Source organism: Protofrankia sp. Cj5, from assembly GCF_917627405.1.
GTDB lineage: Bacteria > Actinomycetota > Actinomycetes > Frankiales > Frankiaceae > Protofrankia.
The window spans coordinates 1-24,380 of sequence record NZ_CAKJTO010000015.1 but is presented as its reverse complement, the minus strand read 5'-3'; the positions used below and the strand labels follow the sequence as shown (position 1 = coordinate 24,380).

Below are 24,380 nucleotides of genomic sequence, written 5' to 3'. Positions count from 1 at the left end.
AGTGACCAAGCCGGTGCTGTGAGCGCAAAGGTGTCGCCAAGAGCCAACAAATCGTTCGTAAGAACATCTATTGCACGGCAATCGCACAATGCACACACATAAATCGCCTAAAGTAGTCGATAGCAACATCTATCACCCAATTGCTTGCTGTCAAGCAAGCAATCAAAGAGATCGTACCGTCACTCCCCGACAACAACAAAGGGTGGACCACGGCGAGATCACACACAGAGTATTCGGCTACTCGCCGAACGCAGATACATGCCGGATCGCCAGCAGCCCAACGCACGCGGCTGAACTCGAGCAATCAGGGCGTGAACTGACCCGTTTCCACGGTCAGGACGGCAGCAGCCGCCCGTCCTCGCCAAAAAAGATCAACGAGTCGAACGGGGCGTCAAGCGTCACCAGGCCAACAGGATTCGGATGATCGACATTAACACGGACGGTGAGCATCCCGGCCTCGGTCCGGACGTAGACCGACCGGTCCGCGCCGAGACGCTCGACCACCACCACCTCGCCGCTGATCTGAAAGGTGTCACCCGGGCCACCGGCGTGACCGGCGCGCTCCCCGGCCGCGCCGGGCCCGGCCAGGCGCAGCCGCTCCGGCCGAACCCCCACCGCGACCGAACCTGCCGGCGCGGGAACGGCAAAGCCCCTGCCGCGCAGCGTTGCGTCCGCCCAGCTGCCGTCACACACGTTCATCGGCGGAGCACCTACGAAGGTGGCGACGAAACGCGTGGCTGGCCGGTCGTAAATGTCGTCCGGGGTGCCGGCCTGCTCCAGCCGCCCATGGTTGAGCACGGCGACCCGATCACCAACCGCCATGGCTTCGGCCTGGTCATGAGTGACGAACAGCGCGGTCGACCCCAGGCCACGCAGGAGAGCGACGATCTCCACTCGCAGTTCGGCCCGCAGTTGCGCGTCCAGCCCCGACATGGGCTCGTCGAGCAGGACGACCTTCGCCCGGGTAGCCAGTGCCCGCCCGATGGCTACCCGTTGACGCTGGCCACCGGACATCCGCGCGGGTCGCCGGCCCGCCAGCTCACCGATGGTGAGCATCTCCAACGTTTCGCGGGCCCGCGCCCGGGCCGCCGACTTCGACATACCGCGCCCGTACCTCAGCGCCAGCACAAGATTGTCCAGCGCGGTCAGGTGCGGGTAGAGCGCGAAATGCTGGAACACCATGGAGACGTCGCGCTGGTGCGGTGCGACACCGAGCTGGCTGACACCGCCAAAACGCAGATCACCGGCGGTCGGCTGCTCAAGACCCGCACAGATGCGCAGGAGCGTGGACTTCCCGGACCCGGATGGCCCGAGCAGGGCCACGATCTCCCCCGGCAGCACCGACAAGCTCACAGCGTCAAGCGCGCGGACCGTGCCGAAGGTCCGGCTGACTCCGGCGATCTCGATGTGCACCCCGTTCGCCGGCCTGGCAGGGGTCACTACGGGATCACCCACGAGCCGCCCCGTGCCAGCGGTCGGCTCGACCAATGATCCGCTCATGGCCGCCTCCGCCGGGGCAGCCGCTGGAGCCGCTGGAGCCGCTGGCGAGCCGGCCACCGCGGAAGAGAGCGACGGCGGTGGATGCGAACGGTCATTGGGTGAGGTTCTCCGCCTGACTTTGCAACTCAGTCAACGTAGCCACCGGATCCGCCCCCATAATAATCTTCTGGACCGCATCCGACGCGAGTGTGGGCACTTCACCACCGCGTGCGCCGGCCCAGTACGGCGCCCGCACCAGCGAATCGACCATTGCGTTGAAGGGGACGAGCTGTGGGAACCGCTGGTAGAGCGGCACCAGCCGGTTGGCGGCCTCCACGTCGACCGGCAGATAGCTCACTGCCTCCACGCCGGCCGCGACAACGTCCGGAGCGAGCAACGACACCATCAGCTCAGTCGCCATCTCGTTCTGGCAACGATCGGTCGCGAGCACCACCAGACCATTGCCACCGGCCACCGGGTGCTGGGTGCCGCCCGGCAGGACGGGGATCGGCACCGCTCCGAGCGGAAAAGAACCCTTGCCCTGCTGCTCGAGTGCCCGCAGCCCCGGCACGACCGAGTTGATGCTCGCCCCGGTCATGGCGGTCTGCCTGCCGAAACCGAACCGGACCAGGGCATCGGTCGGTGTCTTCGACTGCGGCCCGTAGGTGCCGACCTTGGCCAGGAAACCGGCGGCGGCACGCGCGGCGTCAGTCGCGAAGTTCGGCCGGCCCTCGGCGTTCTGGATGTTCGCGCCCTTCGAGCCCGCGATGGTGTTGAGGAACCACTGGCCGAACTGATCCCCGGTTGGCAGGTCGATCGGTTGGACACCCGGCAGCGCGGCCTTTATCCGGTCAGCGGCGGCGATCACGCCGACGGTGTCCGTCAGGGACTTCGGATCCACGCCGGCCTTGGCCAGCATGTCGGAGTTGTAGAGCAGGACGGGTACGGACACCTGCTGCGGCACGGTGTACAGCTGCTTGCCGACCTTGCCCAGAACCGTGAAGCGCTGGTCGTAGGAGGCACGCAACAGACGCGGAGCCAGCTCCTGGGCGTCGAGCTGCTGGACGAACGTGGGCAACAGGTCGAACCCGGCCACCGCGAGGTCGGTGTTGCGCCCCGCCGCGGCGTCGGCGCTGATCTGCTGAACGATCTGGGTGTAGGTGGTCGCGGTTGAAGTGATCTCAACGGTCAGGCCGGGATGCGCCTTCTCCATGTACGCCTTACCGGATTTGGCGGTGTCGTTGAGCGGGCCGCTCACGGTCATCCGCAGCGTCTTGACCTTGGCGGCGCACTGGGCCGACGCCAAGGCTCCGTTGATGTCGTCGACGGCGGCGGTCGCGGGGCGGGCGGTCGGGCGGAGGCTGGGGCTGACCGACGGGTCGCCTGAACCACCCGCCCCGCACGCGGCGGCCATGAACATGACAGCGGCAAGGGCGAGCGGCGCGGCCATGCCGCTGCGCGTGCGGCCGGGGCTCCCAAGGGGTCTGGACGGACGGGTCCGGATCACGTGTCTTCCTCTCGGGCGCGCTCTCATCCCTCAGCACCGACACCGGTGCCAGTGATTCCAGCAGCCAGTCGCCGCTGAGCAAGGATGAACACGAAAAGTGTTGGCAGGCTTATAATCAGCGCCGCAGCCGACAGCTGGGCGAAATCGGGGAAACCGCCGCTGGCTGAAACCAGGTTCGCCAGGGCCAGCGGCGGGGTCGCGATACCCGGTGACCGTGCCACTAGCAGCGGCCAAAGATATTCGTTGAACGAAAGGAGAAAGCTGAAGGTCGCGACCGTGGCGATCGCCGGTGTCGACAGCGGTAGGACGATCGCGCGTAGTGTCCGCCACGTACCGAGACCGTCCATCCGGGCCGCTTCGAGTAAAGCCGGTGGAATCGTGATCATATACTGGCGAAGCAGGAAGATTCCCGCGGCATTCGTCATGAAGGGCAGCACCAGCCCGGCCCTGGTATCGGCCAGGCCGACAGCGGAGATTGTCACGTAGTTCGGTATGGCGGTGATCTGTGGCGGTACCAGCAAAGTCGCGAGAATGACCGCGAACAGCACCGCGCGGCCACGAAACCTGAGGCAACCGAGGGCGTAGGCGGCTGGTATCGCCGTAGCGAGCTGCAGGAACGTGATCGCGATGCTCACCCCGATTCCGGTCGCCAGCGCAGGCCCGAGGCCCGCCGCCTCGAACGCACGCGGGAAGGCCGCGAAGCCGACATCGGACGGAAGCGGGCTCGACGACAGACCAAGCACATTCTGCGGTGGACCGACCGCGGTACGCAGCATCCACCAGAACGGAAGGAAGGCGCCGCCGATCCCGACGGCGAGAAACGCCCAGCGCAGACCGGTTGAGACGATCCTTCCTGGCGAGATGGCCGGATGGGCGCGGCTCACCACAGACACGCCACTGGCGTTCACAGCGTCACCTCGCGAGCGACTCGGGCACGTGCCCATCGTCCGACGGCGGCGCCAATAACACCGAGTAGGACGACAGCGACCAGCAGCAACAACGCCAGCATGGAGGCATAGCCGATCCGGAACGATCCAGTAAATCCTGCCTTGTAAATGTAGTACACAATCGTCGTGCTGGAGCCCAACGGACCACCCTGTGTGAGGACCGCGACCGTCTCGAACGTCTGCAGCGTGAGAATCGTCGCAAACACCGCGACAAAAACCGTGGTAGGAGCCAGCAGCGGCAGCGTGATCCGGCGCAGCCGCGCCCAGCCGTGGATGCCGTCGACATCAGCGGCTTCGCGCACCGACACCGGTATCGTTGTGAGGCCCGCGAGATACACGACGAAGACGAAGCTCGCCAACCGCCAGCCGCCAACAAGCGCGACCACCGGTAATGCGGTGGATGTGTTCCCGAGCCAGTCGACCGGGGCGATTCCGAACCAGCCGGCCACCGTGTTCGCCAGCGCGTCCGGATTAGCTGAAAAAATGTAGGAGAAAACAACCGCCACCGCGACAAGATTGGCGCTCACCGGTAGAAACAACGCAAGCCGGATGAGTGAACGCCCACGGGCCACCCGGTCGGCCGCGAGTGCCAGGCCAAGGCCGATCACCACCGCTGGAACAACGGTGATCAGGCAGTAGGCCACGGTATTACGGACAGCCTGCGCAAGGTCTGGATCATGCAACGCGGCACGAAAGTTGGTGGTGCCGACCCAGCGGAAGCTCGGCCCGGTGAGAGTCTTGTCAGTGCCCGCGATGAACGCGGAGACCAACGCCGGCGCGATCGTGAACACACCGAGGCCGACGACGGCCGGCAGCAACAGCGCCGCCACTCGCCAGCCTGGACGCTGGAACACCGAGTTCATGGAGCCGCCGGCCGGACATAGCGCCAGACACGCGGCCGGGCACACCGCCGGGCACGCGGCCGGACCGCCCGCCGGCCGCGCCCGGCCGGACAGGACGGAGCTGTTCGGTACACGGTTCGGAATCTTGGCCGGTGACAGGGCATTTGTACACGACCTGGCCGTGTCGACACGGCGACCGCGTGAAAGACAGTCTCCGATCACCGTTCACGGCCGCGAGCAACAGCCGGCGGGCGCAGAACGACGCGCACCGAAAGTCACACGCCGAACGCTTGGAGTCCGATGCCGGCCCTTCGGCTTCCGCTCCGGCAATCGGGTGTGCCTCCTCAGCGCGATCCCTGTAAGAATGTCAATTGACCTGATGTCGATCTCCGGGGCCACAATGAGTGAGCGCAGCAGTTCCGGCTGGGGGCGCGTCGGCGACGACGGCACCGTGTACCTGCGGACACCCTCGGGTGAACGCCCTGTCGGTTCCTGGCGGGCTGGCAGCCCGGCGGAGGGCCTCGCGCACTTCGGGCGGCGCTATGACGACTTGGCGGCCGAGGTCGTGCTGCTCGAGCGGCGGCTCACCGTCCCCAGCGCCGAGCCGGCGGACCTCGCGTCGAGCGCGCGCCGGCTGCTGGCGTCCCTCGACACCGCCGCGGTCGTCGGCGATCTGGAGACCTTGGCCCGCCGGCTCGAGGCGGTGCTCACCGCGGTCGATGCGCGAAAGGCCGAGCGGGCTGCCGAGCGGGCCCGACGGACCGCCGCGGCGATCGAGGCGAAGGAAGCACTCGTCGCGGAAAGTCAACGCCTCGCCAGTGGTTCCGACTGGAAGGCCTCGGGCGAGCGGTTCCGCGCCATCGCCACCGAGTTCCGGGCGATCACCGGCGTGGATCGCCGTACGGACACCGAGCTGTGGAAAAAGGTGACCGTTGCCCGCGAGGAGTTCAACCGGCGCCGGACCGCTCATTTCGCCGCGCTCGACCAGCAGCGCGCGCAGGCCAGGGAGCGCAAGGAGGCGATCGTCGCCGAAGCCGACGCGCTGGCCGACTCCACCGAGTGGTCATCCAGCAGTGCTCGGTACCGGGCGCTGCTGGATGAGTGGAAGTCGGCCGGACGCGCGCCCAAAGACGTCGAGGACGCCCTGTGGCTGCGCTTCCGCTCCGCGCAGGATGCCTTCTTCGCCCGCCGCAACGCGGCCAACGCCGAACGCGACGCCGCCCTGCGCACAAACCAGGCCAGCAAGGAACAGCTGCTCGCCGAAGCGGCCGCGCTCGACCCCAGCCAGCCCGAGCGGTCACTGCGCAGGCTACGGGAGATCGAACAACGCTGGGACACGATCGGGAAGGTGCCTCGCGAGGCCAGTGCCGACCTTGAGCGTCGGCTGTCGGCTGCCGGTGACCGTATCCGTCACGCGGCGGACGCCCGGTGGCGCCGGCCGCAGACGGCGGAGTCTGCGTTTGTGACGACATTGCGGGAGTCCGTCGCCAAGTTGGAGGCAAAACTGGAACGAGCTCGGGCGTGCGGGCGCGCGGACGAGGTAGCGAAAGCCGAGTCGGCGCTGGCGACACAGCGCGAATGGCTCTCGCACGCGACTCGTTGATCCTCATCCGCGCGACGCCTGGCCAGCTGAGCGCTTGCCATAGCTAGCAGTCGGACGTACGCTGCTCAGTGTTGGTCACCCGGTGCCGTAGCTCCTACTATCCCAGCCAGAATTCATTCGGGGGCCCGCTCAACCGACGGCGGCGTGAGCACAGATTTTTCGCGCCGTCGACAGCCAATACGATCCAGCGGCCAAAGGGTATGCGATCATTTTTCGCCTGCCCGGTGGCCCCAGGAAATCTAGCCGAGAGGAGGCTGCCGTCCAACGTGCCGCCCCTGAATGTGCGCGATCTCGGAGACTTCATCAGGGACCAGCGCAAAATCGCGCAGATCTCCCTTCGCCAGCTCGCCCGGCAGGCCGGGGTCAGTAATCCTTATCTGAGCCAGATCGAACGTGGTCTGCGAAAGCCGTCCGCGGAGATTCTGCAACAGATCGCCAAGGCACTTCGAATCTCCGCGGAAGTGCTTTACGTGCAGGCCGGCATTCTCGACGAACGGTCGTCCGACAATGATGTCGTCGTCTCGATTCTCGCGGACACGGGTCTCACCGAGCGGCAGAAACAGGTCATTATCGAGATTTATGACGCGTTCCGCAAGGAAAACTCGACCTGCGGCCTGGCGCCCGAGCCATCGTCGCCTGACGACCTGAGCACCGGGCAGAATGCTCCGGAGCCGGTCGCCGGATTCGACCGGGTGGAATCTTCCCCGAACGGTGCCGCCCAACCGGGCGACACGGCGGTAACGACCAGCTCCACCGCTGGCGGCCAGGCAAAGAGAACCACAACCAGGCGGAAGACGGCCAGCAGCCGGGCGGCTGGCGATCCCGAGCCGCGGACACCGGTGGCCCGGCGGCCACGCTCCGCGGAAACCGATGGAGAAACTGGTGGGAATGCCGGCGGCGGAGCCCCCGCGAAGACCGGCGTGACCGCGTCCGAGGATGTCCCGCTCACCACGGTGGCGGCCGATGAACCAACTACCCATGACCCGGCAGAGGACGCATAAAGATCAACAAGAGCGCCCGAGGATAGGGCGTTCGATCAGTGAGCGGCTCAGCCGCGCCTGATCTGGCAAGGCGGAGGAGGAAGGCGCCCTGGTGCTGGGCGCCGACTGACGACAACGCGGCCGGGCGGGACGCGGGGAGCCGCGAGCCGGACAGTCCTATCCTCGGGCGCTCTAAATCGGCAATACGCCGACAACCCACGGCCATGTCTTGACCGCAAACCAGGAGGTAGCGATGGCCACCATCCGAACCACCGCCCAAACGTCGGAGGACACCGCTGAGGCCGAGGTAGACGTCAAAATCCCGCTGTCCGAGGTCCGCAAGCCCCTGTACGCCTCCGTGGGTGCCGCCGACGCCGCCGTCAAGAAGATCCTCACCCTTCCCACCACCTACGTGGATGAGGTCAAGAAGTTTTCCGATCGGGTCAACGGTATCTCCACCCAGGCGCAGAAACTGCCGACCAACGTCCAGACCGCGGTCCGGTCACTGCCTGCCACAGTGGGTTCGCAGCTTTCCGACCTACAGGGACGCGCAAGCTCGCTCTACAACAGTTTTGCCGATCGGGGCGAGAGGCGGGTCTCCAGCATTCGCCGGAGCCCGGTCACCGAGGAGGCTGTTTCCCGCACCAGGACCGCGGTCAGTCAGACCAAGGTCGCCCGCGACTCAACCCGCAGGGCGGCCGAAGCCGTCAGCAAGGCCGTCGGCGACGCCGCCGCGTCCGACTAACGGCCAGCTGCTGGCCAAAGGCCGCGCGATCGTGGTTCTTTTCGCGCGACCGACGCCCCGGCAAAACAGACTCCGCCGCCACTCGGGAAACACAACCCCATCTCATGGTTCCGCTTCGGCAACCACGGGCCCCGGACCCTAACGTTCGGGACCCGTGGCGTGTCGTGCTGTACTGAGATATGAGATATCGCCCACTGGGATCTTCCGGTCTGCTGGTTTCCGTCGTCGGTCTCGGCTGCAACAACTTCGGGTCGAGAGTCGACATCGAGGGTACCCGGGCTGTTGTCACCGCGGCGCTCGACAACGGCGTCACGCTCTTCGACACAGCCGACACCTATGGCAACAAGGGCGGCTCCGAAACACTGCTCGGCCATATCCTGCGGACCCGACGCGACGACGTGGTCCTCGCCACTAAATTCGGCAACGACATGGGCGGCGCATACGGGCCCGACTTCAACGCGCGCGCTTCCCGCCGATACATCCGCAAGGCTGTGGAAGGTTCGCTCCGCCGGCTTCAGACCGACTACATCGATCTTTTCCAGCTCCACGCGCCCGACGCGTTCACCCCGATCGAGGAGACGCTGACCGCGCTTGACGAGGTCGTCCGCGAAGGCAAGGTCCGCTACGTGGGGTCGTCGAACCTCACGGCCTGGCAGATCGCGGACGCCGAGTGGACCGCACGCGCGTCCGGTACCACTCGTTTCATTTCCGCACAAAACCATTACAACCTCCTGGAACGCCGCGTCGAGGCAGAGCTCGTCCCGGCCGCGCAGAAGTACGGCATCGGTGTGCTGCCGTACTTCCCGCTGGCGAACGGCATTCTTACCGGCAAGTACACCCGGGACTCCCAGCCGCCGCCTGGCACCCGCCTCGTGGGGCGCCAGGACGAGCTGACCGACGAGGTCTTCGATCGACTCGAGACGCTGGAGACCTTCGCCCGCGAACGCGGCCGGTCCCTGCTGGACGTGGCCATCGGCGCGCTGGCCGCGCAGCCGGCGGTAGCGTCAGTGATCGCCGGTGCCACCACAGCGGAACAGGTCCGAGCAAACGTCGTGGCCGGCGAGTGGCAGCCGCGAGCCGACGACCTCGCCGTCCTCGACAAGATCGCCCCAACCCGACGCCCAGGTTCCTGACACCTCCCACGCGCCGGCAGCGGACAGCCGCTCCGCCGCCGCTGCCCACGGGAGGCGCAACCGGGTGCCGGGTCGTCGAAAATGGTGCTCATGGTCGAAGTGACGCTGGTACGGGGAGACATCACCGAGCAGGACGTCGACGCTGTCGTCAACGCGGCGAACTCGTCACTGCTCGGTGGCGGCGGGGTGGACGGCGCGATCCACCGCCGCGGTGGGCCTGACATCCTCGCCGCATGCCGTGCGCTGCGGGCAGGCACGCTGGGCGGCGGTCTGCCGACCGGCCGGGCGGTCGCCACAACAGCGGGCCGGCTGCCCGCCCGGTATGTCATCCACGTCGTCGGCCCCGTCTGGTCCGACGTCCAGGACCGTTCGCACCTGTTGCGATCCTGCTACGAGCAGGCTCTACGGGTCGCGGACGAGCTGGGCGTGGCGTCGGTGGCCTTCCCCGCGGTCAGCGCGGGTGCGTACGGCTGGCCGCTTGACGACGCCGCCCGCATCGCCGTGAGCAGCGTCCTGATCACGCCGACCAGCGTGCGGGAGGCCCGCTTCGTACTGTTCGACAACGCCAGCCACACCGCCTTCCAGACAGCTCTGGACGCGCTGCGCTGACGAGCCGTCTCAGCCCCGTCTCAGCGGCCCGCGTCTCAGCGGCCCGCGGCGGCGCCCGTACCCGCGCATCCGGGCGGCCAGGCCACGGTGACCTCGCCCAGCCGCCATCGCCGCGCGTTACCGCGCACCGGCCAGCCCTCCGTCCGGATGGCCTCGACCGCCGCGATCCATCGTTGTCTGGGCCCGAACGCCGCGCGCGGCGCCATCCGCAGCCAGGCGTCATCGAACGAGGACAGCAACGCATGTATGTCCTCACCCGCAACGTTGCGGGCGATAAGTGCCTTCGGCAGCCGTTGCGCGAGCTCGGACGGCCGGCTCAGGCTCGGCAGATGCGCCGCGAGGGTGAGGGTGGTGGTGCCCGGCCAGGGATCGGCCGGGAGTTCCCGGCCGGCTCCCGGTACCCCCGCCCCGGGGTGCGCACCGGAGGGACCGTCGACCGCGAACCAGCATGCGCGCCTGCCGATCTCGTCGCAGGTGCCTTCGACCAACAGGCCGCCGGCGGCGATCTGGTCGAGCATCGACCGCCAGGCCGAGCCAACCGCCATCGCCTCGTACTGGCGGAGCACGTTCATCGCGCGGACCAGCACGGGGCGCCGCCCCGCGAGCTCGAAGCCGCCGTGGGCGAAGGCCAGCCGTGGCGGGCGTGCGGCCGGAGCAGCCGCCGCCACCCGAGCCCGGTCGATCTCCAGCCCGACGACCTCGACGTCGGGCACCACCCGCGCCAACCGGTCGTAGAGCTCAACCGTGGTGATCGGGGACGAGCCGAAGCCGAGGTCGACGACCAGCGGAGTATCGGCGCCGCGCAGGCGGGCAGCCTGCGTTCCGATGATCCAGCGATCGACTCTGCGCAGGCGGTTCGGATTGGTTGTCCCGCGGGTCGCGACCCCCAGCGCCCTGGCCCGACCGGCGGCGAGCCGAGGCGTACGGCGGGCGGGAAAAGTACCGGGCACCGCTTCACCATCGCAGGGCCGTGGCGCTCGCCGCGGCGAGCCCTGGATTCCCCGCCCGCGGACATCCCAGGAGAGTCAGATGAATCTCACATTTCGACTTATATCGACCTATCAGCCGTGTCGATGGCAGAATGTAGCGGGCCCCATCGGGACGACGGACCCCACCATGGTGGTCGGTGCGGCCTGGTGCCGTACCCGTAGGGAGGCGTCCGGGCCGGCCCCCGGCGCGCCCGCCTACCAGCGCACGGGTATGTCGTCGGAGGTGTCCGGGCATGCGGGCGGCAGATCCGTTGTTCGGACATTCGGGAAGCTGGCGATCGGTGTGTCCGGCTCGATGTGGAGGTGATCGGTGCGTCGGGTGCGGTTCGGCCACTCCCGCCGGGTTGCCATGCTGTCGATGCATACGTCGCCGCTGGAGCAACCGGGGACCGGGGACGCGGGCGGGATGAACGTATACGTGGTCGAGCTGTCTCGGCAGCTCGCCCTGCTCGGTACCGAAGTTGAGATCTTTACCCGAGCCACCAGCAGCAAGGCCGAACCGACGGTCGCGCTCGCCCCCGGGGTCACAGTGCGCCACGTCAACGCGGGCCCGTTCGGGGACGTCAGGCGAGAGGACCTGCCCGCCTGGTTGTGTGCGTTCATCGTGGATGTGCTGCGGGCCGAGGCCGCGCGGGAGCCTGGTTGGTTCGATGTCATCCATTCGCACTACTGGCTGTCCGGCCAGGTGGGGCTCGCCCTGGCCCGGCGATGGGCGGTGCCGCTGGTGCACACAGCCCACACCCTGGCAAAAGTCAAAAATCATGCGCTTGCCGAGGGCGACCGGCCAGAGCCGCCACACCGTATCGTCGGCGAGCAGGAGGTCGTCACCGGCGCCAGCCGGATGATCGCGTCCGCCGCTGACGAGCGACAGCATCTCATCGATCTCTATGCGGCGGATCCGGACCTTGTCGACGTCGTGGCGCCCGGGGTCGATCTAGAGGTGTTCCGTCCCGGCGAGGCCGCGGCGGCGCGGACCCGCCTCGGCCTCCCGCCGGACGTGGTGCTCGTGTTGTTCGTGGGGCGCATCCAGCCGCTCAAGGCGCCTGACATGCTGCTGCACGCCACCGCCTACCTGCTGGCGCATGAACCGGCGCTGCGGGAGCGCATGGTTGTCGCTGTCATCGGCGGGCCGAGCGGCTCCGGCCTCGACCGGCCGGACGCCCTGGTCAAGCTCGCGGCCGAACTGGGCATCTGCGATGTCGTCCGATTCCAGCCACCGGTGCCCCAGCCGGAGCTGGCCGACTGGTACCGAGCCGCGAGCGCGGTCGTCGTCCCCAGCCACAGTGAGAGCTTCGGGCTTGTCGCGCTGGAGGCCCAGGCCTGTGGGACGCCGGTCGTCGCGGCGGCCGTGGGTGGGTTGCGCACAGCTGTCCGTCACGGCGTTTCAGGAATCCTGGTGGAGGGACGCGATCCGGCGGCCTACGCGGATGCGCTGGCCAGGCTGATCGGCCAGCCGCGCTGGCGACAACGGCTCGCTGCCGGCGCCGTCAAACAAGCGGCGGAATTCGGCTGGTCAGCGACCGCCCGCGGGGTCCTGGCCGGTTACCGTGACGCAGCGGCGCCGGCAACCGTTCCGGCGAGCGCCTGACAGACTGATGTCCCGCGCCCACCTCATCCGATCGCATCGGAGCCGGAGCATGTCACTATCTGTGAATGACACCGAGCGAGCACGCCTCGACCGTGTGATCGACGGCACCCTGGCGGACATCGGTCTGATCTACGAACGGGTGGACGAAGGATCCTTCCTCGTCACGCTGGAAGGCGACCACAAGCTCCGGACGATGACCTGGTTGATCGTGGGAGACCACACGCTGCTCATCGAGGCGTTCTTCATGCGCAAGCCCGCTGAGAACCCGGCGGGCACGTACGCGTTCCTGCTCGGCCGTAACGCGAGGACGTACGGCGTGCACTTCTCGATCGATCTGGTCGGGGATGTATATCTCACCGGTCGGCTCCCGCTGGCAGCGATCACCGCCGACGAGATCGACCGGGTGCTCGGTTGTACCCGCACCTACTCGGACGAGAACTTCGACCCGGCCGTAGCGCTGGGCTTCGCCAGCGCCATTGAGCGGGAGAAGGCGTGGCGGGCCCGGGTCAGCGCCGCCGAGGCGAGCACCCGGATGCGGAACTGACGCTACGGAGCGGACCGGACCCGGGCGAGGCGCGCGGAGAGGTGCGACTGCAGCGGCTTGCCCTCGGCCTCCATGTCGATGGCATAAGCAAGATCGCATCCTTCGACAAGGCCGTACAACCGCTCACAGCGGTTGACAGCGCGTGCCGTGGCAGTGCGGATCACAACGTTGGATCGCAGCTCCACCCGCGTGCCGACGACATCTCCGACGTAAATCTCGCTGACGCCGAACGGGTGGGCGAGCATGACCTCGACCGTGGGCGGCCCGTCGCCATCCGGCGGCTGCACGCGCCAGAACCCGACCTCGGTGGCCAGCGGGCTTCCCTCGTCACGACCGTCTCGAGGCGCACCAGCCCACCACGTCCGGGACTCGTAGGACAGAGCCGGCTGGCCGGTGCTGGAGAAGACGACCTCCTGGCCGTAACGGAAGCCGTCCATCCCCTCGTAACCGCCGACGCCCTCGCCGCGCCAAGTACCCAGCAGGAAGGCGAGCGGCCGCAAACGTGGATGAAGGTCGACCACCGGCCCCGGCAGTGTCGTCATGTCGGCTCCACCACACGCGGGCGCGGGCTGGAAACGCTCAACGCTGGCCTGAGTACAGCTTGTAGACGACGTACACGGAGAACCACCCGATAAGTACCGCCACTGTGATCAACAGAGCGGTGAAGAAGATTTCCAGCACCTGCCCACCCTAGCCTGGCAGCACCAGCCCAGCGCTGTGATTGCGGCTCTGTGACGTTATCTGTGCCGGCAGCCAGGCGCGCGGCAAAAATCGCACGCCCTTCGGCCTGGGATGTGGTACTCAGGCCGAAGGCCAGCGTCAGGATCGGTTCGGGAGCCTCGCCACGAGCTGGCCGGCGAGGCGCTGAGCGCACCACTCGGCGGAGCACCACTCGGCGCACAGCCACCGCGGCCCGATGTCGCCGTGTAACGTGGATCAACACCCCTATTGCCGGTCGCTCTAAGGCGTCGGGAAGACCCCGTGCAGACTGGGTGCCATGGGTTCCCTGGTCATCAAGGCAACTGCCGGTTCAGACGCGCCGGAGCGATGCGCGCAGGCTTTCACGGTCGCCGCCGTCGGGCTCGCCAGTGGCGCGGACGTCTCCCTGTGGCTTACCGGCGAGTCCGCTTGGTTCGCGCTGCCAGGACGCGCCGCCGAATTCGTGCTGCCCGAGTCCACGCCGCTGGTGGACCTGCTGGATACTGTGCTGACCGGAGGCCGGGTCACTGTCTGTGCTCAGTGCGCGGCACGGCGGGGCATAGGTCCCGATGACGTGCTCCCGGGCGTACGTATCGCGGGTGCCGCGCTCTTCGTCGCCGAGGTGCTGGCCGAAGGCGTTCAAGGGCTCGTGTACTGACGTCAGCTGTCTGGTGCCCGCCGGGCAACGGCTCCTGCAAAAGCAGACCACGTCCAGCACACGAGGTGACTCCTTCACGACGTCGACCGGATACGGTTTTGTGATCGTATGATGCACGAACCCGATGTCCTGTACGCAGTCGTCCAGTTCGACAGTACCGCGCGGCGGACGGTACGACGAGTCGTCGCACCATTTCCGGACCGGAGCTCCGCCGCGCTGTTCGCGACCGACAACGGCCTAGGTGATTTTACCGTCGGCCCCATGGCGTTTGCCGTACCGACCCGAGCGGCGCTGGTCGGCCAGAGTATTCCTGGCCCCCGGCCGGGCGATTCCTGAGGGACGGAAAACCCCGGCGGCGCAATCATATTCCCACTGGCGCCACCGGGGCCGCGGAAAACCTATACGGCTACTTCCACCTCGGTGTCGACTGGCTCGCCCTGGCGGGCGACGACCTTACGTTCACCGGATGCGCCCGGAACCAGCGCGCGGACGGTCCACGAGCCCGGCCGGGCAAAGAAACGAAACTGGCCGGTCGCGGACAGTGGCACTTCGGCCGTGAAGTCTCCACCCTCGTCCAACAGACGCGCGTAACCCGTTGAAACAGGCGAGCCGTCCCTGAGAACGACGCCCTGGATAACCGTTTCCTTGGCCACGTCAATTCCCTCCACCGAAGGTCCGCCGCTGGTCGCGCCGCACACGTGTCAGACGTCCTTCTCGATCGGAACGCCGACCAGCGAACCGTACTCGGTCCACGAGCCGTCGTAGTTCTTCACAGCCGGCAGGTCGAGCAGTTCGTGCAACGCGAACCAGGTGTGTGCCGAACGCTCGCCGATACGGCAGTAGGCGATGATGTCCTGCGTCAGGTCCACCCCCGCCGCGGAGTACAGAGCGGTCAGCTCGTCATTCGACCTGAACGTGCCGTCCTCGTTCGCCGTCTTCGCCCACGGGATGTTCTTTGCGGTCGGGACGTGCCCGGCGCGCTGCGACTGCTCCTGCGGGAGGTGCGCCGGAGCGAGCAGCCGCCCGGTGAACTCGTCAGGCGAGCGCACGTCCACGAGGCTCTTCTCGCCGATCGCGGCTATGACCTCATCCCGGAAGGCACGGATGTCGGTACGGGCGTCACCGGCGGTGTACTGCGTGGCCGGCCGCTCCAGGACTTCGTCCGTCAGCGGGCGGCTGTCCAGCTCCCATTTCTTGCGGCCGCCGTCGAGCAGCTTGACATCAGCGTGCCCGTAAAGGGTGAAATACCAGTAGGCATAAGCCGCGAACCAGTTGTTGTTGCCACCGTAGAGAACGACCGTGTCATCGTTCGAGATGCCCTTGGCCGACAGCAGCTTCTCGAACTGCTCCTTGTTGACGAAGTCACGGATCACCGGGTCCTGAAGCTCCGACTTCCAGTCGAGACGGACCGCACCCGGAATATGACCTTTGTCATAGGCGGAGACATCCTCGTCGACTTCGACCAGGACAACCTTGGGGTCTGTCAAGTGCGCTTCGGCCCAGGCCGGGTCGACGAGCGCGTTGGAACGACTCATGTGTGCACTCCCTTCACGGAACGTATGGCGAGATATAGCTGACAACCGAGACAAAAGCCGATGACAGCATTCAGCAACGCCGCCACACATGCAAACGTGGTGGCAATGTACCCAGCGGGATGAGTAACGATGAGAAATCCGATCGCGCCCACCGTGCCGAACAGCGCGCCAACCGCCTGCCCCAGCCCGGACCACGGTGGTCGTTCATCCGCCAGCTCGACCAGCGGCCCCCAGCCAAGGGCAGCGATACGCCATACAGCAGTCCGTACGGCACCCACCGCGGACCGGATACGGCGGTGGCGAAAAAAACCACCACCGGCGCGAGGAGTAACCAGCCGCTAGCGGTCAGAGCAAGTACGCCAAGGATAAGGCTGGGCACGATTACAGCGGACCAAGGACCTCGCGGAACAGCCACGAACTCATCTCCTGAAGGGCGGGCCCGCTAGCGGCGAGCGACATCAACGCACAAATCAGGAAAGTCGACACGATGTGCTACCGACACGACACAAATCGATCGTGCGGCGGCTGACGAGCACGGTGGCGAACATAACCCCTCGACCGTAGCAGCGAACACGACCGATGTGTTACCGATCCCACTAGCTGCCAAAATGATCAAATAGGACGAACACGGGGCCAGTCACGTGACAGACTCCACATTCTCACCCGCTGAAGTCAGCCCATCGCTCATAACGGGTTCAAGCGCCGCGCAGACGGCCGCCTGACGCGACGCGGCATCGACAGGGACTCGTCATCTCACAAGTGTGTGAGCGACGGCATATACAAAGGGCGCCGCCACCGCCAGCGGGAGGACCGCGGCAAGGGGGTAGCTGAGCCCAACCGCGCCATCGGCCTGGAGCTCAGCGACCCCACGGGCGACAACCGCGTCGATGACGACGGCCACCGCCGCGGCCACCGCCGCGATCACGGTACCGTCGAAAACGGTCAGCACACTGGACACCGCGCCGAAGACAGCCCCCACGACGACGCCCGTCGCAAGACCGGCGAGCCGGGTGAGCACCGGCCGGCCGGTGGAAATGGCCGCGCAGGTCCGCACGCACAGGACGGCTGAGCCACCGCTGGCGAGAGCGGCAGCCACCAGCGCGGCTCCGGCCACACGGCTGGCCGGAGCCGTTAGCGAAGCCGTGTCCGCGTAGGTGGTGAGCATGGTCACGACGACCACCCCGCTAAGACCCGCGGCCATGTCCACCGTGACCCGCACGGACCGTTCCGGTGGATGATCGCCGCTCGGCCCGTCAGCCACGCCGGCGCCCGCCGCGGCACCGGTCTGGTCCAGTATCGCCGCGGGCGGGCTGGCCCGCCGTCGCGCCAGCTGAACGAGGATGACCGCTGCCACCGCCACACCGACGACCCCGGCATAATCGCCGATCTCGTGAGAATCGACGATCAGCGCGATGGCGTCCGAGACGAGCGCGGCCGATCCGGCGATCGCCAGTGTCCCCATGGAGCCCGCGAACGTCCGTACCCACGCCCAACCGAGAAGGAACTGCTCGACGGCGATAACGGCGACAAACGACGACGGCCCGGCACCGATGCCGGCGACGAGCGCCGGGACAGCCGCGGCTACCACAACGGAGACAGCAGTGCGGGACAGCCGCGATCCGTTCGCCCGGCCTGGCCGCGGTGTCGGGACGGACGCCGACATACTGGCCGGCTCCGTCCTAGCGGCTGTTTCGGCTCCGCGGGCTCGCACGCCACCATGCTCCCATGCCCCGGCTACGACGAGAGCGACGAACCAGCTGAAGCCGACCGGACGAGTACACCACGGGCTACAGGGCACAGGCCACAGGCCGGCGGCTGCCGGCCACGACGGTCCTCACCCACCGGCGAACGGCGGGAGCACCTCCACCACGCAACCGTCCACGAGCAGCACGTCAGCATGCTCGCGGGGACCGACCGGGACATCCCCCACCAGGAACGCGCAACACGCCAGCACCGCCGCCAACCGTCCCGGGTGCCGCTCGGACACGGTGGCCAGCAGGTCGGCCAGGGTATCGGCATGCTGCCGCTCCTCGGCTACCCCGGCGGCCTCCCGGGCCGCGGCCCAGTACCGGATCGTCACGCAGGCCACGGGGACCCCGGCAGCTCCGGCGTGTCACCTCGGGCCGGAAGCGGCCGGGCCGGGCCCGGCTGGGCGGGAAGCGGCCGGTCAGCACCCGCATGCTCGCCATGGCCCGCGAGCAGTTCGGGCAGGTGACGGCCGAGCCGGTCCAGCAGCCCCGGGACCAGCCCCGATTCGGCATGCCCGAACCCGGTTATGATCCAGAGCTGGCTGCCCTCCCCCGCGGCGGCAGCCAGCGAGTGAGGATGTTCCAGGGCGAAGTAGGTGTCCCGATCCCCGTGAACGAACAAAACCGGCGTCGGCGTGATCCGGCCGACGACGTCGAGCGGGGACGCCGGGATCATCGGCCAGATCTCGGGCATCAGCCGTACACCGAGCGCACGACGTGCAACGCGGCGGCCGATGGCCGTCTCCGCGAACCAGTTCACACGCCGCATCGACGGGGTGTCCCGGACATACCACCGGCTCGGCGCGCTCACGCTGACGACCGCGTCGACCGGGTTCCGTACCGCATACCCACGCACGGTCTCCCCGGTCCGGGCGAAGGCCGCGTGGCGGAGTACCGCGGCGGCGCCCATCGACCAGCCCATGGTGATGACGTTCCGGTAACCAAGCCGCCGAGCCGCCCCCACCGCCGCATCCACATCCAGCACTTCAAGATCGCCAAAGGTGCACACGCCTGAGGACCGGCCGTGGCCCCGCAGATCGGGCACGACCACGCCAGCGTACGGACGGATGCCGGCACTGACCGCCCTGACCGGGGGCTTGTCACGCGAACCAGAAAAACCATGGGCGACGACAACTCCAAGATCAAAACTGTGACAGGTGGCGGAAGCAACACGGCTGTAATGGGTCGTGGCGAGGATCTCGCCGTCCGAGGTAGGGAGAACCTCGAAGACGGTATGAGTGGAGTGGGACACTCCGCTATCCTCCCCACAGGCCGGTGTTCGTTTCGCGCCCATGACGGTCGTGGAACGCGGGGGGCCGGTCGCAAGGTATCCGTGGGTCGACGCTGCCCCAACATCGCAACCGAACCCTGGAGGAGTCGACTTGAGCGTCGTCCTGTTGCTCACCAACGCCCCCGGACCGTCCGCGGAGTCCTTTCCCTCGCTTGGGCTCCTGACCCACACCGTTCGCGTCGCGCCGCTGGAGGCCAGCGCGCTCTTGGACGCTCCCCCGGTGGACGTCGTTGTGGTGGACGGGCGCCGGGAGCTCGTTGTCGCCCGCGGCCTGTGTCGTCTGCTGCGTACGACCGGACTCACCACGCCGCTGCTCGCGCTCGTCACCGAGGGTGGGCTGGCCGCGGTGTCAGCCGACTGGGGCGTCGATGACGTGGTCCTCGACAGCGCCGGACCCGCTGAGGTCGAGGCACGGCTGAGGCTCGCGATCGGTCGGATCGCGGCCGCCGGCGGTACCGCGGAAGCCGGTGTCATCCGGTCCGGCGACCTGTCGGTGGACGAGACCACCTACTCGGCCAAGCTGCGAGGCCGTCCGCTCGAGCTCACCTTCAAGGAATTCGAGCTGCTGAAGTACCTCGCGCAGCATCCGGGCCGAGTCTTCACCCGTGCTCAGCTCCTGCAGGAGGTGTGGGGTTATGACTACTACGGAGGTACCCGGACGGTCGACGTCCACGTGCGCCGGCTGCGGGCCAAACTCGGCCCGGAGCACGAGTCGATGATCGGTACAGTGCGGCACGTTGGTTACAAGTTCGTCGCGCCCCCGATCGCCCCGCTCCCTGACGACGCCATACACAACCGTAACGACCGCGAAGTAGTCCGCGCCCCCCAGCGGGTCTCGCTCTAAGCGGTCGGCGCTGGGGGCTGTGCGGCGGAACATGTCCGCGCGGCCCCCAGCCGCCCGAACGTCCTAATGTCGCCTGATGGCGCTGTATCGGACCCGACAACTGACCCGCCACGATGTCGATGCCCTACGGGATCTGACAGCGGCGGCCGCCGAGACGGACGGGATCGCTCCCCTGTCCGATGACGCCGTGTTGCGCATGTCGCCCGATCCGCTCGTACATGGGCAACACCTGATCAGCACTGTGCCAGATGTATCAGACATATCAGACGTGCCAGACGTGCCAGACCTGCCAGACCTGCCAGACCTGCCAGACCTGCCAGGGCCGCGCCGGATCGCCGGATACGCCTATCTGGCCGACCACCTCGACAACACGTGGCAGGCGGAACTGGTCGTTCACCCCGGGCAGCGGCGCCGCGGCCACGGCGGACGCCTGCTGGCCGCGCTGACCGGCTCCGCCGACCAGGCCGCCGCGCGGCTCAACGTCTGGGCACGCGGCGACCCGCCCGCAGCGGTGGCGCTGGCACACAGGTACGGCTTCGGCCGCGAGCGAGTGCTGTGGCAGATGCGCCGGCCGCTGTCCGTCCTCCCCGGCGTGGAGCTGCCGGCAGGGGTCACCATCCGCCTCTTCGTCCCGGGACAGGACGAGGAGGCGTGGTTGGCCGTCAATCGCGCCGCCTTCACCGGCCATCCCGAGCAGGGCCGTTGGACGGTGACCGACCTTCTCCTACGAGAGGCCGAGCCGTGGTTCGATCCGGCGGGCTTCTTCCTCGCCGAGTCCGCCGGCCGGCTCGCCGGTTTCCACTGGACGAAGGTCCATCCCGCCGCGGCCGGCCGTACCGCGGAGCCGGCCATGGGGGAGATCTATGTCGTCGGTCTGGAACCCGCCTTCGCCGGGCACGGGCTCGGGCGTGCGTTGACCCTCATCGGGCTGCACCATCTGCGTGATCGGGGATTGGCAACGTCGATGCTCTACGTTGACGACGTCAACCAACGGGCGATACGCCTGTACGAGGACCTCGGCTTCACCCGGTATCGCGCGGACATCTCCTACCTGCGCGAACCGGTGAACAGTCCGTTGACCTGATGTGCCGGCACCCGGCGCCGTGCGGAAACCCGCGGGCGCCTGCCATCGCCTCCTCTTCGGTCCGCTGCCGGGGTCGCAGTGCGTCCGGCTCGGCAGGTCAGGCCGTCGGCCCGTCAACGAGACGGAAACGGTAACCGACGCCACGGATGCTCTCGATCAGGCGCGGTTGTTCGGCGTCACCGGTGTCCCCGAGACGGCCGCGCAGGCGGCGCACATGCACCGCAAGCGTGTTCGTCTCATGATTGGTTGTCCCCCAGACACGCTCGAGCAGGGTCTGGCGAGTAACCACGGAGCCAGCCTGTTCAAGCAGGATGCGCAACAACCTGAACTCCTGCGGGGGCAGCCGCACCGGTATTCCGTCCACCCGGACCTCGTACGCGACCATGTTCAAGGTGACCCCACCGACCCGCAGCACACCGGGTTCGGTCCGGTCCACACCGAAGCCCCGGACGGATCGCACCAGAGCCAGTATTTCGTTGATCCGGTACGGCTTGGCAACGCAGGCGCTCGCGCCTGCCTCCAACCCAGCCGCGGCCTGGCGCCGGTCCTGCGGGCCGACCCCGAGCAGAATCGGCATGTCGTCGCGGGTACGGACGGTCCGCACCACCGTCACACCGTCAATGACCGGCAGCCGCGCGGAAATGATCACCGCTGCCGGTGCGAGACGGCCGATTTCCAGCAGCGCACGGGCACCGTCCACCGCGACCATGACCTCAACGCCGTGGTCCGCGAGAACGGACAGAAGTTCGCTGTCCGCGGCCGCGTCGGCAACCAGCAGCGTCGGGCGCCGGCCGCTGGGCAAGGCGACTTCCTCCCCGGAGCGACGTTGTTCCGGAGCCGGGGACTCGTCTTCAAATGGCTGCACGAGACGCATCCGAGTGGTCGCGGTGAATTCGGCTGAACGTGGGACCAGCTGCTGTCCGATTCAGCCGAAACGCCCGGTAATATAATCTTCGGTGCGCTTCTGTGTTGGATTAGAGAAAATCTTCTCCGTCCTGTCCATCTCCACCAGCCGTCCCGGATCACCGGTCTTGTCAAGCGTAAAGAATGCCGTCGTGTCACTGACCCGGGAAGCCTGCTGCATATTGTGCGTCACAATAACGATGGTGTAACTCGCCTTGAGCTGGGCGATCAGATCCTCAATAGCGAGCGTCGAGATCGGGTCAAGCGCGGAACACGGCTCGTCCATAAGCAGCACCTGCGGTTCCACGGCAATTGCACGCGCGATACACAGCCGCTGCTGCTGTCCGCCGGACAGGCCAGAGCCTGGCCGGCCGAGACGGTCCTTGACTTCCTCCCACAGGTTCGCGCCGCGCAGCGACTGCTCAACCCGCTCATCGAGGAGCGCCTTCTTACGGGTGCCGTTCAGCTTCAGGCCGGCGATGACGTTCTCGTAGATGGACATCGTCGGGAACGGATTCGGGCGCTGGAAGACCATACCGACGTTACGGCGCACGTTCACCGGGTCGACGCCGGCACCGTAGAGGTCCTGCCCGTCCATACGGACCTGTCCCTCAACCCGGGCGCCGGGCAGTACCTCATGCATGCGGTTGAGCGTCCGCAGCACAGTCGACTTACCGCAGCCGGATGGCCCGATGAAGGCGGTGACATTTTTCGGCTCTATGCTGAACTGGACGTTGGCGACGGCCTTGAAATTGCCATAATAGGCGGTCAGTCCGGAAACATCGATGCGGGTGGCCATGAGTTACCTCGGCTCGTTGCGCCGCAGCCGTACGATGACCGGTGCGGACGGTACGGACGGTACGGGAAAAACGACAAGCGTGGGTGCGGACAGCGCAATAACCATCATCGGACCCGGGCGAATCGAGCCGCAACCCGGGCGATGGCGCTCAGCAACATCACTAGAACAATAAGTGTCAACGCGGCGGCCCAGGCCCGGTCAACAGCCACCTGCTGCGGCGCCCCGGCCTGTGAGTAGATATAAAGCGGCAGCGCTGACTGCGGCCCGGAGAACGGGTTGAAGTTGATGGCGTCGTTCCCGAAAATAGTCAGCAGCAGCGGTGCGGTTTCACCGGCGACCCGAGCCACCGCGAGCATGACACCGGTCACAATGCCGGGCAGCGCGGTCGGCACGACAATTTTGAGAATAGTTCGCCACCGGGCGACACCCAACGCGTAACTGGCCTCACGCAACTCGTTCGGGACGAGTTTGAGCATCTCCTCGGTGGACCGCACGACGATAGGAATCATCAAAATGGTCAGGGCGAGCGCACCGGCGAAGCCGGACGGATTCTGGTTGAGCGCGAGAAGGTAGAACGACAGGATGAACAGGCCCGCGATGACCGAGGGCAGGCCGGTCAGTACGTCGACGAAAAAACTGATGGTCCGGCTGATCCGCCCGCGGCCGTACTCGACCAGATAGATCGCGACCAGCATGCTGAAGGGAACCGCGAAAAGACTTGCCAGGGCGATCTGCTCCAGGGTCCCGACCAGAGCGTGGTAAATGCCGCCGCCGGCGTCCCGCGCCCCGATATTTCGCATGGAGGTGGTCAGGAAGTCGTAGCTGACCCGCTGCGCGCCCTTGGCGATCACGCTTGCCAGCACCGCGACCAGCGGGATAAGCGCCAGCAGGAAAGCGAGATAGACCAGCGTGGTGACGAACCGGTCGACGGCCTTCCGGGCACCTTCAACCATGCCCGACGCCACGCTCTGGCCGATCAGGTAGAGCGCACCGGCAATCAGCACAAACTGAATCTTGCTGTCTATCGGCGCCACGACATATAGCAGCACGGTGGCCACGACCGCACCGGCGCCAATGGCCGCGAGCGTGGTCAGCGACAGCTTCTGGCCGGTCAGGTCCATGCCGCCGGGGCTGGTCGCCGGGGCGATAGTCGTTGTACTCATCAGGTGGCCCCCGAGAATTCACGCCGACGGGCGATGACTGCCCGGGCCATTATGTTGACGAGCATGGTGACAATAAACAGCACGAGACCGGACGCGATGAGAGCCCCACGGCCGATGGGATTGGCTTCGCTGAAGCCGTTCGCCACGTTGGCCGCGATGGTGTTGCCGGCCGGCGACAGGATATGCCAGGAAATGTTAAAGGACGCGGGCAGCACCAGTGCGACCGCGATCGTCTCCCCCATCGCCCGGCCGAGTCCCAGCATGGACGCGCTGATCACTCCGGGTTTGCCGTACGGGAGCACCGCGGTCCGGATCATTTCCCAGCGGGTCGCGCCGAGGGCGAGCGCCGCCTCCTTGTGCGGGTTCGGCACCTGGAGAAAAATCTCACGGGAAATCGCTGCGACAATTGGCAGAATCATGATGGCCAAGACAATCGAGGCAACGAAAATCGATCGTCCGACAAGACCGTCATCCGTGCTGAACAGGGGGATCCAGCCGAAGTAGTCGGTCAGCCACTGCTGCAGACCGTTCATTCTCGGGACAAGAACAATCAGGCCCCAGAGGCCGAAAACAACGCTGGGGACCGCCGCGAGCAAATCGACGATGAACGCCAGTGGGGTAGCGAGACGGCGCGGGGCGTACACCGTGATGAACAGCGCGATTCCAACTGCCACCGGCACAGCAATGATC

The 24,380-nt window shown here is 67.1% G+C and carries 27 protein-coding genes; 11 read left to right on the top strand and 16 right to left on the bottom strand.

From position 1 onward, the window contains the following. Nucleotides 1–333 precede the first annotated feature (333 nt). The 4 genes from MJ777_RS05545 to MJ777_RS05530 form a co-directional block, all read right to left on the bottom strand. Complete coding sequence (locus MJ777_RS05545; protein WP_239373745.1) at nt 334–1,500, bottom strand: ABC transporter ATP-binding protein; 1,167 nt, start codon at nt 1,498–1,500, stop codon at nt 334–336. Between the two features lie 91 nt (nt 1,501–1,591). Beyond that, entirely contained in the window at nt 1,592–2,929 is a 1,338-nt protein-coding gene (locus tag MJ777_RS05540) for an extracellular solute-binding protein (protein ID WP_239373728.1), read from the bottom strand. 80 nt (nt 2,930–3,009) lie between these two features. Beyond that, complete coding sequence (locus MJ777_RS05535; protein WP_370652654.1) at nt 3,010–3,894, bottom strand: carbohydrate ABC transporter permease; 885 nt, start codon at nt 3,892–3,894, stop codon at nt 3,010–3,012. Next, nucleotides 3,891–4,796 carry a carbohydrate ABC transporter permease gene (locus MJ777_RS05530; RefSeq protein WP_239308236.1) on the bottom strand — a complete coding sequence of 302 codons (906 nt, stop codon included), beginning with the start codon at nt 4,794–4,796 and terminating at the stop codon, nt 3,891–3,893. The genes MJ777_RS05535 and MJ777_RS05530 overlap by 4 nt, the downstream gene beginning before the upstream one ends. A gap of 379 nt (nt 4,797–5,175) precedes the next feature. Between MJ777_RS05530 and MJ777_RS05525 the strand changes: the two genes are divergently transcribed. The 5 genes from MJ777_RS05525 (at nt 5,176) to MJ777_RS05505 (ending at nt 9,845) form a co-directional block, all read left to right on the top strand. Next, nucleotides 5,176–6,378, top strand: coding sequence for a DUF349 domain-containing protein (locus MJ777_RS05525; protein ID WP_239348060.1), 1,203 nt, complete (start codon nt 5,176–5,178; stop codon nt 6,376–6,378). 266 nt (nt 6,379–6,644) lie between these two features. Then, the gene (locus tag MJ777_RS22855; protein WP_305039366.1) at nt 6,645–7,379 is read left to right on the top strand and encodes a helix-turn-helix domain-containing protein; all 735 of its coding nucleotides are present in this window, start codon (nt 6,645–6,647) and stop codon (nt 7,377–7,379) included. A 232-nt stretch (nt 7,380–7,611) separates the two neighbouring features. Further along, on the top strand, nt 7,612–8,103 hold the full coding sequence (locus MJ777_RS05515) for a hypothetical protein (RefSeq protein WP_239308238.1): 492 nt from the start codon (nt 7,612–7,614) through the stop codon (nt 8,101–8,103). 179 nt (nt 8,104–8,282) lie between these two features. Continuing rightward, nucleotides 8,283–9,236: an aldo/keto reductase gene (locus tag MJ777_RS05510; protein ID WP_239308239.1), complete on the top strand. Its 954-nt coding sequence runs from the start codon at nt 8,283–8,285 to the stop codon at nt 9,234–9,236. Between the two features lie 90 nt (nt 9,237–9,326). Then, entirely contained in the window at nt 9,327–9,845 is a 519-nt protein-coding gene (locus tag MJ777_RS05505; protein WP_239373722.1) for an O-acetyl-ADP-ribose deacetylase, read from the top strand. Nucleotides 9,846–9,880: 35 nt separating this feature from the next. On the opposite strand, the gene MJ777_RS05500 is transcribed toward MJ777_RS05505, so the two are convergent. Next, the gene (locus MJ777_RS05500; RefSeq protein WP_239373719.1) at nt 9,881–10,795 is read right to left on the bottom strand and encodes a class I SAM-dependent methyltransferase; all 915 of its coding nucleotides are present in this window, start codon (nt 10,793–10,795) and stop codon (nt 9,881–9,883) included. Nucleotides 10,796–11,183: 388 nt separating this feature from the next. Here MJ777_RS05500 and mshA point away from each other — a divergent pair, with 388 nt between their 5' ends. Next, nucleotides 11,184–12,422 (top strand): D-inositol-3-phosphate glycosyltransferase, encoded by a 1,239-nt coding sequence (gene mshA / locus MJ777_RS05495; protein ID WP_239373769.1) that lies wholly within the window; start codon nt 11,184–11,186, stop codon nt 12,420–12,422. A 49-nt stretch (nt 12,423–12,471) separates the two neighbouring features. After that, nucleotides 12,472–12,966 carry a YbjN domain-containing protein gene (locus MJ777_RS05490; protein ID WP_239308241.1) on the top strand — a complete coding sequence of 165 codons (495 nt, stop codon included), beginning with the start codon at nt 12,472–12,474 and terminating at the stop codon, nt 12,964–12,966. A gap of 2 nt (nt 12,967–12,968) precedes the next feature. Here MJ777_RS05490 and MJ777_RS05485 read toward each other — a convergent pair whose 3' ends face one another. Next, a complete protein-coding gene (locus MJ777_RS05485; protein WP_239348063.1) occupies nt 12,969–13,508 on the bottom strand; it encodes an FABP family protein in 540 nt (179 codons plus the stop codon). Between the two features lie 455 nt (nt 13,509–13,963). Here MJ777_RS05485 and MJ777_RS05480 point away from each other — a divergent pair, with 455 nt between their 5' ends. Both MJ777_RS05480 and MJ777_RS05475 read left to right on the top strand, forming a co-directional pair. Continuing rightward, entirely contained in the window at nt 13,964–14,323 is a 360-nt protein-coding gene (locus MJ777_RS05480; protein ID WP_239308243.1) for a DsrE family protein, read from the top strand. 111 nt (nt 14,324–14,434) lie between these two features. Further along, nucleotides 14,435–14,659 (top strand): hypothetical protein, encoded by a 225-nt coding sequence (locus MJ777_RS05475; protein WP_370652653.1) that lies wholly within the window; start codon nt 14,435–14,437, stop codon nt 14,657–14,659. A gap of 62 nt (nt 14,660–14,721) precedes the next feature. On the opposite strand, the gene MJ777_RS05470 is transcribed toward MJ777_RS05475, so the two are convergent. The 6 genes from MJ777_RS05470 to MJ777_RS05445 form a co-directional block, all read right to left on the bottom strand. Continuing rightward, the gene (locus MJ777_RS05470; RefSeq protein ID WP_239308245.1) at nt 14,722–15,021 is read right to left on the bottom strand and encodes a DUF1416 domain-containing protein; all 300 of its coding nucleotides are present in this window, start codon (nt 15,019–15,021) and stop codon (nt 14,722–14,724) included. 3 nt (nt 15,022–15,024) lie between these two features. Then, on the bottom strand, nt 15,025–15,858 hold the full coding sequence (locus tag MJ777_RS05465; RefSeq protein WP_239308246.1) for a sulfurtransferase: 834 nt from the start codon (nt 15,856–15,858) through the stop codon (nt 15,025–15,027). Next, nucleotides 15,855–16,010 (bottom strand): DUF4395 family protein, encoded by a 156-nt coding sequence (locus tag MJ777_RS05460; protein ID WP_239308271.1) that lies wholly within the window; start codon nt 16,008–16,010, stop codon nt 15,855–15,857. The genes MJ777_RS05465 and MJ777_RS05460 overlap by 4 nt, the downstream gene beginning before the upstream one ends. A gap of 596 nt (nt 16,011–16,606) precedes the next feature. Beyond that, nucleotides 16,607–17,521, bottom strand: coding sequence for a hypothetical protein (locus tag MJ777_RS05455; RefSeq protein WP_239308247.1), 915 nt, complete (start codon nt 17,519–17,521; stop codon nt 16,607–16,609). Between the two features lie 171 nt (nt 17,522–17,692). Beyond that, nucleotides 17,693–17,947 carry a MoaD/ThiS family protein gene (locus MJ777_RS05450; RefSeq protein WP_239308248.1) on the bottom strand — a complete coding sequence of 85 codons (255 nt, stop codon included), beginning with the start codon at nt 17,945–17,947 and terminating at the stop codon, nt 17,693–17,695. Continuing rightward, entirely contained in the window at nt 17,935–18,858 is a 924-nt protein-coding gene (locus MJ777_RS05445; protein ID WP_239348066.1) for an alpha/beta hydrolase, read from the bottom strand. Before MJ777_RS05445 ends, MJ777_RS05450 begins: the two co-directional genes overlap by 13 nt. A gap of 130 nt (nt 18,859–18,988) precedes the next feature. Here MJ777_RS05445 and MJ777_RS05440 point away from each other — a divergent pair, with 130 nt between their 5' ends. Both MJ777_RS05440 and mshD read left to right on the top strand, forming a co-directional pair. Beyond that, nucleotides 18,989–19,741 (top strand): response regulator transcription factor, encoded by a 753-nt coding sequence (locus MJ777_RS05440; RefSeq protein ID WP_239308250.1) that lies wholly within the window; start codon nt 18,989–18,991, stop codon nt 19,739–19,741. Between the two features lie 76 nt (nt 19,742–19,817). Further along, nucleotides 19,818–20,825 carry a mycothiol synthase gene (gene mshD, locus MJ777_RS05435; protein ID WP_239373716.1) on the top strand — a complete coding sequence of 336 codons (1,008 nt, stop codon included), beginning with the start codon at nt 19,818–19,820 and terminating at the stop codon, nt 20,823–20,825. Nucleotides 20,826–20,922: 97 nt separating this feature from the next. Here the strand turns inward: mshD and MJ777_RS05430 are convergent, their stop codons facing one another. From MJ777_RS05430 to pstC, 4 genes are all read right to left on the bottom strand, one after another. Further along, complete coding sequence (locus tag MJ777_RS05430) at nt 20,923–21,690, bottom strand: response regulator transcription factor (protein WP_370652651.1); 768 nt, start codon at nt 21,688–21,690, stop codon at nt 20,923–20,925. 60 nt (nt 21,691–21,750) lie between these two features. Beyond that, nucleotides 21,751–22,527 carry a phosphate ABC transporter ATP-binding protein PstB gene (pstB, locus tag MJ777_RS05425; RefSeq protein ID WP_239308252.1) on the bottom strand — a complete coding sequence of 259 codons (777 nt, stop codon included), beginning with the start codon at nt 22,525–22,527 and terminating at the stop codon, nt 21,751–21,753. Nucleotides 22,528–22,631: 104 nt separating this feature from the next. After that, a complete protein-coding gene (pstA, locus tag MJ777_RS05420) occupies nt 22,632–23,690 on the bottom strand; it encodes a phosphate ABC transporter permease PstA (RefSeq protein WP_239308253.1) in 1,059 nt (352 codons plus the stop codon). After that, a partial coding sequence (gene pstC, locus MJ777_RS05415; RefSeq protein WP_239373713.1) for a phosphate ABC transporter permease subunit PstC occupies nt 23,690–24,380 on the bottom strand: 691 nt, incomplete at its 5' end. The genes pstC and pstA, both read right to left, overlap by 1 nt.